The organism is Achromobacter sp. (assembly GCF_036567245.1).
In the GTDB taxonomy this organism is placed as follows: domain Bacteria; phylum Pseudomonadota; class Gammaproteobacteria; order Burkholderiales; family Burkholderiaceae_B; genus Achromobacter.
This window is the reverse complement of record NZ_DATCUY010000052.1, coordinates 1-14,043: the sequence shown is the minus strand read 5'-3', so window position 1 is coordinate 14,043 and position 14,043 is coordinate 1. Positions and strand designations below refer to the sequence as shown.

Here is a 14,043-nt window from a genome sequence, read left to right as displayed (position 1 = left end):
GCGGAAGGCGGCGCCCAACGCGAAATTGCACGGCGCGTTTGAAGCGACCGGAACACCTGGGATATCCTGCTGCCCATCATGATGAGAGTACTGTGGCTCTGCCTGGGTTGCCTGATGCTGGCGTTGGGTGTGATTGGCGCGTTTCTGCCCGTCATGCCGACGACCATATTCCTGATCCTGGCGGTGGCCTGCTTTTCCCGGTCGTCGCCGCGGTTGGAGAAATGGCTGCTGGATAGCCCGACCTACGGCCCCGCGCTGCGCGCCTGGCGGGACCAGGGGGCCGTGTCGCGCAAGGGCAAGACCTACGCCTGCCTGGGCATGGGCGTCGGCTACGTGCTGTTCTGGTGGGGGGCGCACCCGTCGTGGATGCTGGCCGCCGCCGTCGCCGTGTTTTTCCTGGCCAGCGCCGCCTATGTCGTCACGCGGCCGGCGCCGCAGGAGCCGGCCGCAGGGCGTGCTCGGCAATAGGCGCCGGCGCGGGAATCAATGCGAATGCCGGGGATCGCCCCGTGTTTCGACGACCTTCAGGTACAAGGTGGCGGGCTCCAGGCAGCCGCCGGTTGAAAGCTGGCCGACCAATTGCCGGTACAGCTCTTGCCAGGGCGTCTGCGATTCCGGGGCCTGGTAAGGAGGTTCCAGCCTGCGACGCTCCATTTCGGTTTCGTCCACCAGGGCGATGACCGAGCGCTGGTTCAGGTCGACGCGGATACGGTCACCGGTGCGCAGCAGCGCGAGGCCGCCGCCCACCGCGGCCTCCGGCGACATGTTCAGGATGGAAGGGCTGGCCGAGGTGCCGCTTTGACGGCCGTCGCCCAGGCAGGGCAGCGAATCTATGCCGCGTTTGAGCAGGTGCGAGGGCGGCGCCATGTTGACCACTTCCGCACTGCCCGGGTAGCCCACGGTGCCGGCGCCGCGGATCACCAGGATGCAATGCTCGTCGATATTCAGGGCGGGGTCTTCGATGCGCGCGTGATAGTCCTCCGGACCTTCGAAAACGATGGCGCGCGCCTCGAAGGCGTTCTCCGAGCCGGGCTCCGACAGATAGGCGCGGCGGAAGGCTTCGCCCACCACCGACATCTTGATGATCGCGCTGTCGAAGAAATTACCCGAAAGAACGATGAATCCTGCGCGGTGCTTGAGCGGCGCATCGCAACTGCGGATGACGTCGGCATTGTTGGTCTTGGCCGCGGCCGCGATCTCGCCGATGGTTTTGCCGGAGACGGTGGCGCAGTCCGTGTGCAGGCGGCCCGCTGCCGCCAGCTCATGCAGCACGGCCGGGACGCCGCCTGCGCGGTGGAAGCCTTCACCCAGATGCTCGCCCGCGGGCACGCAGTTGACCAGCAACGGCACGTCTTCTCCCAGCCGCTGCCAGTCGTCCAGGCTCAGGTCGATGCCCGTATGGCGCGCGATGGCGATGAGGTGCGGCGGACAGTTGCTGGAAGCGCCCAGCGCCGAGGCCACGACGATGGCGTTTTCGAAGGCCTGTCGGGTCAGGATGTGTGACGGCCGCAAGTCTTCGCGCACCATGTCGCAGATGCGCAGGCCGGTGGCATAGGCCATTTGGCCGCGCTCGCGGTAGGGCGCGGGGATGCTGGCGCAGGTGGGCAGCGACATGCCCAGCGCCTCGGCCAGCGAGTTCATCGACAGCGCCGTGCCCATGGTGTTGCAGTGACCGATGGATGGCGACGATGCCGTGGCCAGCGTCATGAAGCCTTCGTAGTCCAGCTTGCCCGCGGCCATCAGATTGCGCGCATGCCAGATGACGGTTCCCGAGCCGACGCGCTGGCCGTCGTGCCAGCCGTCCAGCATCGGCCCGCCGGACAGCACGATGGCGGGGATGTCGACGGTGGCCGCCGCCATGAGGCAGGCGGGCGTCGTCTTGTCGCAACCGGTGGTCAGGACCACGCCGTCCAGCGGATAGCCATGCAGGATCTCGACCAGACCGAGGTAGGCCAGGTTGCGGTCCAGCGCCGCGGTGGGACGCCGGCCCTGTTCGGCCAGCGGGTGCACGGGAAACTCCATGGGGATGCCGCCCGCATCGCGGATGCCAGCCTTGATGCGTTCGGCCAGCGCCAGGTGATGGCGGTTGCAGGGCGCCAGGTCGCTGCCGGTCTGGGCGATGCCGATGATGGGCCGCCCCGATTGCAGTTCCTGGCGCGTCAGGCCGTAGTTGAGATAGCGCTCGACGTAGATGGCCGTCATATCGGCGTGCGCCGGGTCGTCGAACCATTTCTGGCTGCGCAGCTTGCGGGGAGTTTGTGGCATGGGATTCTCGATTACAACGGTTGCGTGGCGGCCCGGCTCGTGTCCGGGCCGCGAAGGCTAGTTGCGCGCCTTCTGGATTTCGTCATTCAGTTGCTTGACCAGCTCGGGGCCGAGTTCCTGCGTGTATTTGTCGACCACCGGCTGCACCTTCTGGCGCATGCGCGCAACTTCTTCCGGCGAGACGGTGTTGATCTTCATGCCAGCCTGCTCCAGCGTGGTCATGGCCTTCTGGGAATCGGCCCGGCTGTCCAGGCGTTCAAAATCGCGCGATGACGCGGCCGCCTGCCGGATGAGTTTTTGTTCTTCGGGCGACAGGGTGTCCCACCATTTCTTGGACGCCAGCACTACCCATGGCGTATAGACGTGGCGGGTGATGGTCAGGTAGGGCTGGACCTCGTAGAACTTGCTGCTCTGGATGGTGGTGATGGGGTTCTCCTGCCCGTCCACGGTGCGCGTTTCCAGGGCGGTGAACAGTTCCGAGAACGGCATGGGCACGGCATTCGCGCCCAGCGTGTTGAAGACGCCCAGCGCGATCTGGTTCTGCATCACGCGCAGCTTGATGCCTTGCAGGTCTTCCGCGCGCGCGATGGGGCGCTTGGAATTGGTCATGTTGCGAAAGCCGTTTTCCCAGTAGACCAGGCCGACGATGCCCTTGGCCTCCAGCTTCTTCAGCATGTCCTGGCCCAGCGGGCCGTCCAGCACGGCATCCGCTTCCTTTTCGCTGTTGAAGAGGAAGGGCAGGTCGAACACGCCGAACTCCTTGACCATACCGGCCAGCGGCGCGGTGGAGCCCACCATCATTTCCTGTACGCCGCCCGCCAGGGCGCTTTGCATCTGCTCGTCCGAGCCCAGGTTGGCCGAACCGAAGGTCTTCATCTTGAGCTTGCCGCCGCTGATCTTTTCCAGCTCCTGTGCCAGGTGGCGCGCGGCGCGTCCCTGGACGCTTTCTTCGTTCAGGCCGTAGCCGAAGCGGATCAGTCGCGGTTTGACGTCGGCGGCGGACGCGACGCCGGCGATGGCGCAGGACAGCGCCGTCGCCAGGACAACAATGCGGGTCTTGAAACGGTTCATCATGGTGCTCCTCCTTGGGGTTTTTCTAATGCATCCAGCGTGCGGGTACGGTGATCAGCTCGGGGAAGATCACCAGCAGGACCAGCAGCAGGGTGTAGGCGACGACGTAGCGCCACACGCCTCTGCAGATGGTTTCCATATTGATGCGGGCGACGCCGCAGACCACATTGAGGACGGTTCCCACCGGCGGCGTGAGCAGGCCGACGCAGCCCACCATGACGAACATCACGCCGAAGTAGACGGGGTCGATGCCGGCCTTGGTGACCACCGGCATCAGCACCGGCGCCAAGATCAGGATGGTGGGGGTCAGGTCCATCACCGTGCCCACCAGCGTGAGCAGCACCAGCAGGGCGAACATCAGCAGCTTGGGCTGGTCCAGGACCGGCTCAAGCAGCGCGATCAGGTCCTGCGGCATGTCGGCCAGCGTGATCATGTAGGACGAGACCATGGCGGCGGCCACCAGGAACATGACGATGGCGGTGGTGCTGGCGGCATTGATGAAGAGCGGCGCCAGGTCGCGTATGCCGATTTCGCGGTAGACGAACAGGCTGACCAGCAGCGCGTAGACCGCGGCGACGACGGCCGCCTCGGTCGGCGTGAAGATGCCGCCGCGCAAGCCGCCGATGATGATGACCGGCAGCATCAGGGCCCACAGCGATTCGCGCAGCGCTTTCCAGCGCTTGCTCCAGGGTACGCGCGGTGCAGGCTTGATGCTGCCATGCTTGCGCGCCACCCAGGTCCATACCGCGACCAGCGTCAGGCCCATCATCAGCCCGGGCGCGATGCCGGCGAAGAACAGTTTGGTGATCGACACGTTGGTGGCGACGCCGAAGATGATGAACGAGATCGAGGGCGGGATGATGGGGGCGATGATGCCGCCGGCCGCGATCAGCCCGGAGGCCTGGCCCGCGTCATAGCCTTTTTCGCGCAGCATGGGGATCAGCAGCGAGCCCAGCGCCGCGGCGTCGGCCACGGCCGACCCGGATAGCGCCGCCAGCAGCACGCTGGCGAAAATGGCCACATAACCCAGGCCGCCCTGGATGTGGCCCACGAAGGTGCTGGCCAGGTTGACGATGCGGCGCGAGATGCCGCCGGCGTTCATTAGTTCGCCGGCCAGCATGAACAGGGGCACCGCCATGAGGGTGAAGCTGTTGGCGCCCGACAGCATGTTCTGCGCCAGGATCTGGGTATCGAAGAAGTCCAGCTGGAACATCATGGCGATCGCGCTGAGCAGCAGCGCGAAGGCGATAGGCATGCCCAGGGCGATCAGCCCCAGCAGCACGAGCAGGAAGACGGTCAGGATCATTGCGGACGTCCGGGCGGGGAGTTGGGAGCGGAGCCGTCAGACCAGCGGGTCTTCGGGGCTGGATTCCGCCGGCAAGGGCCCGCCCGCAAGGACGCGCACCAGATCGATCAGGGTCAGGATGCCCATGGCGACAGCCGCATAGAGCGCCGCGGCATTGAACACCGCCAGCGACATGCCGGTGACGGGCAGCACGGTGTCCAGGCCGATGACGGTCTGCGTCCAGCTACCTTTGGCCATCAGCCACAGCACCCACAAAACCAGCAACTGGCAGAACACGTGCGAGACGCGGCGGGCGGCGGGGCCGAAGCGTTCGACCAGCATGGTGACGCCGATGTGCTGGTGCGTACGCAGCGCAATCACCGAACCCAGGAAGATCATCCAGACGAACGCCAGCCGGGAGATCTCGTCGGAGACGTTGATGCCGGAATTGAACAGGTAGCGCAGCGCGACGTTGCCGAACAACAGCACCACCATGACGGCCAGACAGGTCACCATCAGCCAGGTCTGCAGCGCGAAGCACCAATCGGCGGCGCGGGCCAGCGGCGTACCGCCGGGCCGCCCCGGTGGGGAAGCTTGCATGCTTGTCTCCTATCCGTTTCCCGGAATTTTTTAGGGTTATGCTGTGCGGAATGTTAGCGCTAACATTTTGCGTTTGGCAAGCCCCAGTTTTTTGCGTCAGACTACGCGCTCACCAACCCATCCCGAGGACCGATGTCCATCCGTAAACCCCGCAGTTCACGCGCCGGCCGCGTCACCATGCAGGAGGTCGCGCGCCGAGTGGGCGTCAGCGCGATCACGGTATCGCGCGCGTTGCGCACGCCGGACAAGGTGGCGGAGGAATTGCGCCAGCGCATCGCGCGGGTCTGCCAGGAGCTGGGTTACGTGCCCAACCATGCGGCCAGCGCCCTGGCGTCTGCTCGCTCGCAGACCATCGTGGCGCTGATCCCGTCGCTGAGCAACGTGGTGTTCGTGGACATCATCGCGGGAATCAAGGAAGAGCTGGACCGTCACGGCTACCACATGCTGATCGGCGTGACCGGCTATTCGCCGGACGAGGAAGAAGCCTTGCTGCGCAAGTACCTGCAGCATGCGCCCGACGGCCTGATCCTGACGGGCGTCGATCACAACCCGGGCGTATGGGATTTGCTGGACACGCAGCGCATTCCGACCGTGCACACGATCGAGACGCTGGATGGCGGCGAGCATATGAGCGTGGGGTTTTCGCAATTCGATTCTGGCTATGCCGCCGGCCGCCATTTGGTGGAGCGGGGCTACCGCCGCATCGGCATCGTGGGCGCGCAGCTGGATCCGCGTTCGCTGCGCCGCTGCGAAGGCTGCCGCCAGGCTTTGCGGGACGCGGGCCTGTACGACCCAGCCCTGGAAATCATGACGCCGGAGAAATCATCCATCGGCCTGGGGGCGTCCCTGCTGGAGCAGTTGCGCGCACTCCACCCCGACTGCGAGGCGCTTTTTTTCTGCAACGATGACCTGGCTCAAGGCGCCGTGTTCCAGTGTGGACGCCTGGGCGTTCCGGTGCCAGAGCGCATGGCCATCATCGGTTTCCACGACGTGGCCGGCACGGCCTGGACCACGCCGCCGCTGTCCACCATTGCCACGCCGCGCTACCAGATCGGCGTATCGGCCGCGGGCCTGCTGATGCGGCATCTGGCGGGCGAGTCCGTCGCTGAACGTCACGTGGACCTGGGCTTCAAGCTGGTGCAGCGCGAGACCAGTTGAAGACCGGGTTCAGCCTCGGCGCAGCGACGCGTTGAAAGGCGGATATCAGGAAGCTCTGCGCCAGTCCGCCGATGCGCCCAAGCCGCATGAATTGCCATGGCGTATGCAGCACTTTCTCTTCCGGGAAAACGCCTTCATGGCTGCCCTCGCTGGCGTCAGGCGCGCTTGAGTTCGATTTCGACGAACACGAACTCGGTGTCGTTGGGGTTGATGACGTTGTGTTCCACGCCCACGGGCCGGTAGTAGGCCACGCCGGTGGTGAGCTGGCTGGTGATCTCGCCGTCAGGCGTAGCCAGCAGGAGCGGGCCGGTGGTCTGCGGGACCACCACGTAATTCATGCCGTGGCGGTGCCATCCCGTTTCGCCGCCGGGCGGAAAGCGCCATTCGGTGACGGTGACCATGTCATTGTCGATCTGCACTGTCGGTATCGCGGCGGGGCGTTGCATGGGGTGTTCTCCTTTGGGGGTATGAATATACTTGCGCGCTTCAGGCCGCTTGCGCCTTGGTCGGGTCCCAATGCTGGCCGGGGACCGCGGCGATCAACTGCCGCGTGTAGGCGTGTTGCGGGTTGTCGAAGATCTGCGCGGGCGAACCGTACTCGACCACCTTGCCGCGATGCATGACCAGCACGGAATTGCAGATCTGGGCAGCCACGCGCAAGTCATGCGTGATGAAGACCAGCGCAATCTTCAAGCGTTGCTGCAGATCATGCAAGAGCTGCAGTACCTGCGCCTGGACGGACACGTCCAGGGCCGACACCGATTCATCGGCGACCAGCACTTTGGGCTCCAGCGCCAGCGCGCGCGCGATGCCGATGCGCTGGCGCTGGCCGCCCGAGAACTGGTTGGGGTAGCGGTCGAAGGCGGATGGGTCCAGCCCGACCAGCGACAGCAGTTCCCGCACCCGTGCCTCGGCCTGGGCGCGCGGCACGCCGTTGGCGACGGGGCCGTCGCTGATGATGCGGCCCACGGTGTGGCGCGGGTTGAGCGAGGCGAAAGGGTCCTGGAAGATCATCTGGATGTCGTGTCGCAGCGGCCGGAAGCGCGATTCCGGCATGGCGGCGATGTCCTGGCCGTTGAAGATCAACTGGCCGCCATTGATGCCCACCAGCTTGAGCAGGCATTTGCCGATGGTGGACTTGCCCGAGCCTGATTCGCCGACGATACCCAGCGTTTCGCCGCGCCGCACGCTGAAGCTGACGCCATCCACGGCGTGAACCTCGCGCTTGCCGCCCAGCCAGCCGCGCCCCACCACATAGGTCTTCTTCAAGTCCCGCACGTCCAGCACCGGCAGGTCGTCCGCGGCGGCCGTGCGCTCTTCGCCGCGGCGGTGCGGCACGGCCGCGATCAGGCGTTGCGTGTAGGGGTGGCGGGGGCGGTTCAGCACCTCTTCGGCCGGCCCCTGTTCCACCAGGATGCCTTTTTCCATGACGGCGACCCGGTGCGCGATCTCGGCCACCACGCCGAAGTCATGGGTGACGAACATGACGCCCATGCCTTTCTCTTTCTGGATGCGGGCGATCAGCGCCAGGATCTGCGCCTGGGTGGTGACGTCCAGCGCGGTGGTGGGCTCATCGGCGATCAGCAGCGCGGGCTCCAGCGCCAGGGCCATGGCGATCATCACACGCTGGCGCTGGCCGCCGGACAGGCGGAAAGGATAGACGTGGTAGAGCGTGGCGGGGTCGGGCAGGCCCACGAAGGCCAGCAGCTCCAGCGTGCGGGCCATGCGCTGCGCGCCTGGATACGCGTTGTGCACGCGCATGACTTCGCTGATCTGTTCGCCGACCGTCATCAGCGGGTTGAGCGCCGACAGGGGCTCCTGGAAGATCATCGCCATGTCCTTGCCGCGCATGGCTTGCAGGGTGGCTTCGTCCTGCCGCAGCAGGTCCTGGCCACGGAACAGGATGCGGCCCTGTTGCGGCGTCAGGTAGTCGGGCAGCAGGCCCATGATGGCGTTGGCGCTCATGGACTTGCCCGAACCCGATTCGCCGACGATGCACAGGATTTCGCCGGCGCGGATGTCGTAGGACACGTCCTGCACGGCATAGGGGCGGTCGCCGCCCTTGGGCAGGGCGATGCTCAGGTTCTGGATGGACAGCAAAGGAGCGGAAGCGTTCATGCCGTCCTCCTATTCGCCGCGCTTGCGCAGCTGCGGGTTGAGGGCGTCGTTCAGGCCTTCGCCGATCAGGTTGATGGCCAGCACGGTCAGCAGGATCGCCACCCCGGGCCAGACGCTCATCCACCAGGCCTCGCGGATCATGGTGCGCGCGGCGCCGATCATGAAGCCCCAGCTCATCAGGTTGCGGTCGCCCAGCCCCAGGAAGGACAGCGACGATTCCGTCAGGATCGCGGTGGCGACCATGAAGGACGCCGACACGATGATGGGCGACATGGCATTGGGCAGGATCTGGGTGCTGACGATGCGGGCTGGCGTCTGCCCGATGACGATGGCGGCCTGTACGAATTCGCGTTGTTTGAGCGTCATGAACTCCGAACGCACCAGGCGCGCGGCCGGCGGCCACGATACGACCGCGATGGCGCCCATGATCGAATAGACCGAGGGGCTCAGGATCGCCACCAGCACCACGGCCATGGCCAGTTGCGGGATGGTCTGGAAGAACTCGGTGAAGCGCATCAGCGCGTCGTCCGCTCGGCCGCCGCAATAACCCGCCACCGAGCCGACCACGATGCCGAAGACCAGCGCCACGGCGGTGGACAGGAGGCCCACCATCAGCGAAACCCGGGCGCCCCAGACCAGTCCGGCCGTGATGTCGCGGCCCAGCATGTCGGTGCCGAAGGGGTAGTCGGCATTGGTGAAGGGCGGAATCAGCGGGTCGGCCACCATCATCCAGGGCGATTCTTCGTACAGCAGCGGCGCGGCCAGGGCCACCAGGACCACGATCAGCATGATGGCCAGTCCGGCCACCGCTCCGTAATTGCGCATGTAGCGCCGGGCAAAAGACTTCATGCGGCGGCTCCTTGTTGCGCGCCCGCGCCGATGCGCGGATCGATGAGTCGGTACAGCACGTCGGTCAGCAGGTTGAACACCACCACCATGATGGAGGTGACCAGGAAGATGCCCAGCAGCAGCTGGTAGTCGCGCTGCAGCAGCGCGTCGAACATCAGCCGGCCTATGCCGGGCCAGGCGAACACGGTTTCGGTCAGCACCGCGCCGCCCGCCATCTGCCCCAGCTGGATGCCGGCGAAGGTGATGACCGGCAGCAGCGCGTTGCGCAGCACGTGGGCGCGGATCACGCGGCCGGGGCTGACCCCCTTGGCGCGCGCCGTCTTGACGAAATCCATGCCTATCACTTCCAGCATGGAGGCGCGCGTCAGCCGCACGTACACCGCCATGAAAAAGCAGCCCAGCGTCACGGTGGGCAGGATCAGATGCTGGGCAATGTCGCCCGCGCGCGCCCAGCCGCTCAGGTTGGCGCCCACGGTCTCCATGCCGAAGGCCGGCAGCCAGCCCAGCACCACCGAGAACAGCAGGATGCCCATCAGCGACAGCCAGAACAGCGGCGTGGCATACAGCACCAGGGCGCCCGTCATGACCGAGCTGTCGATCCAGCGGCGTTTGTTGCGGTAGCGGGCCTTGGCCGCCACCACGCCCAGGAAGACGCCCAGCACGATGGAAAACACGAAGGCGCAGGACATCAGCAGAAAGGTGGCCGGCAGGCGTTCGAGGATCAGGTCCAGCACCGGCACATGGTTGCGGTACGAGAATCCCAGGTCCAGCTGCACCACGCCTTTCAGGTACAGCAGCAGCTGGGTCAGGATGGGCTTGTCCAGGCCGAACGCCACGCGCAGCTGTTCGACGTAGGCGGCATCGCCCGCGCCGGCCTGGCCCGCCAGCACGGCGGCGGGGTCGCCAGGGGCCAGGCGGATCAGGAAGAAATTGATGATCACCACGCCCAGCACGACCACCAGGGCCTTGCCGATGCGTGAAACGAGAAAAGACAGGAATTTCATGCTCTGGGTCCTTTCAGGTCGGGCGCGGGCTGCCACGCGCAGCCGTCGTCCGGCCGGGATCCGCCGCTGCGCAATGGCTTGCGCGGCGGCGTCCCGCGCCTTACTTCTCGATGTAGACGTCGTCGAAGCTCTCGTTCAGGCCGATGGCGGTCTTGACCAGGTTCTTCACGTTGCCGCGATAGAGCGTGGGGAATTCCATGTCCACCAGGAAGCCGTTGGCGATTTCATTGACCAGCGTGGTTTGCAGCTTGGTGTAGATCTCCTGACGCTTGGCGGGATCCACCTCGGAAGCGGCGACTTCCCATTGCTTGTCAGTCTCGGGGTTGCTGTAGCCCTGCACGTTGGCGAACGGCGATCCCTTGACGATGTTCGACGAGACATAGAGCCGCTGCACGCCCAGGGCGGGGTCGCCGTACTGGTAGGTGAAGGTGGTCGTCATGTCGAAGTCCCAGTTGCCCGTGCGGCTGGCCCAGCCGCCCGCGTCGGTGGCTTCCAGGTTGACCTTGAATCCCAGTTGCTCCAGCGCCTGCTTGGTGTATTCGCCCAGGCGGTCCCAGGTGGAGCCATAGGGGAAGCTCAGTTGGCGGATCGTGTAGTCCTCGGGCTTGATGCCGGATTCCTTGATCAGCGCGCGCGCCTTCTTCATGTCGAACGCCAGCGGCGGCATGTTCTTGTCGTAGAACATCTCGGTGGTGACGAAGGGGCTGGTGGAGACCTTGCCCAGGCCGAAGAAAATGTTGTTGACCACCATGTTGCGGTTGATCGCCGCCATCACCGCCTGGCGCACCTTCAGATTGTCGAAGGGCGGCTTGCGCATGTTGAAGATCAGGTAGGCCTGGGGCGAGAACATCTCCCAGCCGGCGGTGGTGTATTCGACCTTGGGCAGGGCGCGCAGGCGCTTGATGTCGACGTTGTCCACATCGCCGCCGCGCAGCACGTCCACGCTGCCGCGCTCGAAGGCCACCGCGCGCGAGGCCGAGTCGGGGATGACGTTGAACACCAGCTCATCCAGATAGGGCTTGCCCGGCTTCCAGTAGTCGGGGTTGCGGGTCAGCTTGATGTATTCGCCGCGCTTCCATTCCTTGAACATGAACGGGCCGGTGCCGACCGGCTTCTGGTTGGCCGGGTTGGTCATGTAGTCGGTGCCCGCGTAAATGTGCTTGGGCATCATGGGCGCAAAGCCCGGCTCGAACATCAGCATGAAGGCGGGGAAGGGGGTCTTCAGCTTGACGACGACCGTCTTCGCGTCCGGCGCTTGCACCGATTCCACGAACTTGTTCAGGATCACGCGGGCGCGCGCATGGGTCTTGGGCAGCATGTCCGCCAGCGAGAACACCACGTCTTCGGACGTGAAGGGTTTGCCGTCATGCCATTTGACGTTGTCCTGCAGGTGGAAGGTGTAGGTCAGGCCGTCGGCCGAGGCCTCCCACGACTTGGCCAGGCCGGGTTGCGGCTTCAGGTCGGTGGAGTAGGTCAGCAGGCTCTCGTAGATCTTGCCGGCGACGAATTGCGTGGGGCCCTGCTGGTTGATGGCCGTGACGATTACTGGCGGTTCGGGCTGGACGATCATGTTCAGCGTGCCGCCCTTGGTCTGGGCCAGGGCTTGCGTGGCGGGCAGCGCGGCCGCTAGGACCAGTGCGCCGATGCTTAGGGAGAACCATTTTTTCGATTTCACTGCGAGCCTCCGGGCTGGAAAGGATCTGACAGGTGTCCGCGTCGCGGATGCCGTGCTCTGGCAAGCAAACCTCATGCCACCTGTGTTTTCAGGGGTACTACGGGTGGAGCCGCTACAACAATGCTTCGTATGGGTGCTGTTCAGCGTGCCGCGCACCATTGCGGCGCGCCGTTGTCGTCGCCAAAGTCCTCTCGCAAGCGCGCCAGGATGCCCAGCAGATGCGCATGCATGGCGTGCCGCGCGCGGATCGGGTCGCGCGCCTGGATGGCGGTCAGGATGCGCTGGTGCTCGGCATGGGCGATCGCCCAGACCTTGGTGTCGACGAAGTAATCCTCCATGCGGCTGTACACCGGGCTGGTCTGCGTCAATTCCCACAGATGAGCCACCGAGGCCGCGACCGCGGCGTTGCCGCAAGCCGCGGCGATGGCGTTGTGGAATTCGCGGTCATGTTTGCCGGGCGAATTGCCGAGCGACATGCCCTCGTGGGCGTCGCGGATGGCGGCGATCTGGGCGGGCGATCCATGCTGCGCGGCCATGCCGGCGCATTCGGGTTCGATCAGCATGCGCGCTTCCAGCAGGTCGAAGGGGCCGATGCCGTCCTGTCCTGGCGCGGAGTAGCCCGCGGTGGGTGTGGCCGCTTCCCGGGCGGCGGTGACGAATACCCCGGTACCCACGCGCACCTCGACATAGCCTTCGATTTCCAACGCGATCAGGGCCTCGCGGATCGACGCGCGGCTGACTTGCAGCTGTTCGGCCAGTTCTCGTTCAGAGGGCAGGCGCCCGCCGCGAGGGAATTCGCCGGCCCGGATCCGGCCGGCAATCTGGTCGGCGATGACGCGGTACAGGCGGGTGACGGTGGCAGCTTGGAAGGTGTTCATCGGCGGCTGAGGCAGGAACCTTGGACCAGGTGGTCAGGCCACCAAATATAGGCATCTCATCCTTGAATAAGAAGGGGAATTTTGCGTTTCAAGGGAAAACGATCACAGGGATTCCACCTCTTTCTTTAAGGTGGTCAGGCCAGTTAGACGGCCTTGCGCGCTTTACAGTTTTCCGACAAATCCCGAACAGAATCGCCTCTGTTGCGAGCAGGGGCCATCCCATACTCCGTCCCGCCCGATGTAGGGCATGAAGCAGTGCGCTGCGCCGGCAGGAAGGAGGGGGGATTGAAGAAACTTGTGGAGCGGGCGTTCCGGCCCGAGGGCTGGCGGATCGGCGCGGGTATGGCGGTGTTCGCGCTGGCGTGGCTGACGCTGCTGGACAGGGCGGCCCTGGCGCCTCCCACCGACAACATCGAGCAGCTCACCTGGGTGCGCAGCCTGGAATGGGGGTATTACAAGCATCCGCCGTTGCCGACCTGGCTGTTGTGGCCCGCGGTGCAATTGCTGGGCTGGTCGGCATGGACGAGCTACATCGTCGGCACGCTCTGCACCCTGGGTGCTTTCGCGCTGCTGTGGCGCTGGTTGCGGGACATGCGTGGCAGCGGCTACGCGCGGGCGGCGTTGCTGGCCGGCCTCTGCATCACCTTCTACAACGGCCGCCTGCATTTCTACAACCACGAGATCGTGCTGATCCCGCTGGCGGTGGGCTGCGCCGTCGCGTGCTGGAAGGCCTGGACCACACGCCGGATCGGGTGGTGGATCGCGCTGGGCGTCTGCCTGGGCCTGGGAGCCTTGTCCAAGTACCAGAGCGCGGTGGCGGGCGCCGCCGTGCTGGTGTTCTGGTTGAGCCAGGGGGGCTGGCGCGACCCCATGCACCGCTACGGTCTGCAGGTGGCGGCGTTGACGGCGCTGGCGGTCTTTGCCCCGCATCTGTGCTGGCTGGCCTACAACGACTTCGAACCCCTGAATTACGCGATGGCCTCATCGCTGGCCGCGGGTCTGCCCTGGAGCACCCGATTGGCGGAAGTGGTCCGATGGTGGGGCGACCAGCTGCTGAACCGGGCGATGCCGGCGTGGGTGCTGCTGGGCGCCTGGTGGTGGCTGGCTCGCCGCCGTGGGGGCGCTTGCGCGGCGCAGTCG

Annotated in this window: 13 protein-coding genes; 3 read left to right on the top strand and 10 right to left on the bottom strand. The window is 65.6% G+C overall.

Going from position 1 to position 14,043, the window contains the following annotated elements; genetic code table 11:
* The first annotated feature begins 78 nt into the window (after nucleotides 1-78).
* On the top strand, nucleotides 79-468 hold the full coding sequence (locus VIR09_RS01890) for a YbaN family protein (protein ID WP_332011288.1): 390 nt from the start codon (nucleotides 79-81) through the stop codon (nucleotides 466-468).
* Between the two features lie 15 nt (nucleotides 469-483).
* Here the strand turns inward: VIR09_RS01890 and VIR09_RS01885 are convergent, their stop codons facing one another.
* From VIR09_RS01885 to VIR09_RS01870, 4 genes are read right to left on the bottom strand one after another with little or no spacing between them, the layout of a single operon-like run.
* The gene (locus VIR09_RS01885) at nucleotides 484-2,265 is read right to left on the bottom strand and encodes an IlvD/Edd family dehydratase (protein WP_332011285.1); all 1,782 of its coding nucleotides are present in this window, start codon (nucleotides 2,263-2,265) and stop codon (nucleotides 484-486) included.
* Nucleotides 2,266-2,322: 57 nt separating this feature from the next.
* Complete coding sequence (locus tag VIR09_RS01880) at nucleotides 2,323-3,339, bottom strand: TRAP transporter substrate-binding protein (RefSeq protein ID WP_332011283.1); 1,017 nt, start codon at nucleotides 3,337-3,339, stop codon at nucleotides 2,323-2,325.
* 22 nt (nucleotides 3,340-3,361) lie between these two features.
* The gene (locus VIR09_RS01875) at nucleotides 3,362-4,642 is read right to left on the bottom strand and encodes a TRAP transporter large permease subunit (RefSeq protein WP_332011280.1); all 1,281 of its coding nucleotides are present in this window, start codon (nucleotides 4,640-4,642) and stop codon (nucleotides 3,362-3,364) included.
* Nucleotides 4,643-4,678: 36 nt separating this feature from the next.
* Nucleotides 4,679-5,221, bottom strand: coding sequence for a TRAP transporter small permease (locus tag VIR09_RS01870; RefSeq protein WP_332011277.1), 543 nt, complete (start codon nucleotides 5,219-5,221; stop codon nucleotides 4,679-4,681).
* A gap of 132 nt (nucleotides 5,222-5,353) precedes the next feature.
* Here VIR09_RS01870 and VIR09_RS01865 point away from each other — a divergent pair, with 132 nt between their 5' ends.
* A complete protein-coding gene (locus VIR09_RS01865; protein ID WP_332011275.1) occupies nucleotides 5,354-6,379 on the top strand; it encodes a LacI family DNA-binding transcriptional regulator in 1,026 nt (341 codons plus the stop codon).
* A 155-nt stretch (nucleotides 6,380-6,534) separates the two neighbouring features.
* Here the strand turns inward: VIR09_RS01865 and VIR09_RS01860 are convergent, their stop codons facing one another.
* From VIR09_RS01860 to VIR09_RS01835, 6 genes are all read right to left on the bottom strand, one after another.
* On the bottom strand, nucleotides 6,535-6,825 hold the full coding sequence (locus tag VIR09_RS01860; protein WP_332011273.1) for a cupin domain-containing protein: 291 nt from the start codon (nucleotides 6,823-6,825) through the stop codon (nucleotides 6,535-6,537).
* 40 nt (nucleotides 6,826-6,865) lie between these two features.
* A complete protein-coding gene (locus VIR09_RS01855) occupies nucleotides 6,866-8,497 on the bottom strand; it encodes an ABC transporter ATP-binding protein (RefSeq protein ID WP_332011270.1) in 1,632 nt (543 codons plus the stop codon).
* 9 nt (nucleotides 8,498-8,506) lie between these two features.
* Entirely contained in the window at nucleotides 8,507-9,346 is an 840-nt protein-coding gene (locus tag VIR09_RS01850) for an ABC transporter permease (RefSeq protein ID WP_332011267.1), read from the bottom strand.
* Nucleotides 9,343-10,350 (bottom strand): ABC transporter permease, encoded by a 1,008-nt coding sequence (locus tag VIR09_RS01845; protein ID WP_332011264.1) that lies wholly within the window; start codon nucleotides 10,348-10,350, stop codon nucleotides 9,343-9,345. Before VIR09_RS01845 ends, VIR09_RS01850 begins: the two co-directional genes overlap by 4 nt.
* Before the next feature lie 100 nt (nucleotides 10,351-10,450).
* Nucleotides 10,451-12,025 (bottom strand): ABC transporter substrate-binding protein, encoded by a 1,575-nt coding sequence (locus VIR09_RS01840; RefSeq protein WP_332011261.1) that lies wholly within the window; start codon nucleotides 12,023-12,025, stop codon nucleotides 10,451-10,453.
* Nucleotides 12,026-12,165: 140 nt separating this feature from the next.
* Complete coding sequence (locus tag VIR09_RS01835; protein ID WP_332011259.1) at nucleotides 12,166-12,903, bottom strand: FadR/GntR family transcriptional regulator; 738 nt, start codon at nucleotides 12,901-12,903, stop codon at nucleotides 12,166-12,168.
* Between the two features lie 285 nt (nucleotides 12,904-13,188).
* Between VIR09_RS01835 and VIR09_RS01830 the strand changes: the two genes are divergently transcribed.
* Nucleotides 13,189-14,043: glycosyltransferase family 39 protein (locus tag VIR09_RS01830; RefSeq protein WP_332011256.1), on the top strand; the 855-nt coding region annotated here is incomplete at its 3' end.

Coding starts and splice junctions, on each gene's coding strand:
- VIR09_RS01890 (WP_332011288.1), top strand. CDS start 79: ATGATGAGAGTACTGTGGCTCTGCCTGGGTTGCCTGATGCTGGCGTTG.
- VIR09_RS01885 (WP_332011285.1), bottom strand. CDS start 2,265: ATGCCACAAACTCCCCGCAAGCTGCGCAGCCAGAAATGGTTCGACGAC.
- VIR09_RS01880 (WP_332011283.1), bottom strand. CDS start 3,339: ATGATGAACCGTTTCAAGACCCGCATTGTTGTCCTGGCGACGGCGCTG.
- VIR09_RS01875 (WP_332011280.1), bottom strand. CDS start 4,642: ATGATCCTGACCGTCTTCCTGCTCGTGCTGCTGGGGCTGATCGCCCTG.
- VIR09_RS01870 (WP_332011277.1), bottom strand. CDS start 5,221: ATGCAAGCTTCCCCACCGGGGCGGCCCGGCGGTACGCCGCTGGCCCGC.
- VIR09_RS01865 (WP_332011275.1), top strand. CDS start 5,354: ATGTCCATCCGTAAACCCCGCAGTTCACGCGCCGGCCGCGTCACCATG.
- VIR09_RS01860 (WP_332011273.1), bottom strand. CDS start 6,825: ATGCAACGCCCCGCCGCGATACCGACAGTGCAGATCGACAATGACATG.
- VIR09_RS01855 (WP_332011270.1), bottom strand. CDS start 8,497: ATGAACGCTTCCGCTCCTTTGCTGTCCATCCAGAACCTGAGCATCGCC.
- VIR09_RS01850 (WP_332011267.1), bottom strand. CDS start 9,346: ATGAAGTCTTTTGCCCGGCGCTACATGCGCAATTACGGAGCGGTGGCC.
- VIR09_RS01845 (WP_332011264.1), bottom strand. CDS start 10,350: ATGAAATTCCTGTCTTTTCTCGTTTCACGCATCGGCAAGGCCCTGGTG.
- VIR09_RS01835 (WP_332011259.1), bottom strand. CDS start 12,903: ATGAACACCTTCCAAGCTGCCACCGTCACCCGCCTGTACCGCGTCATC.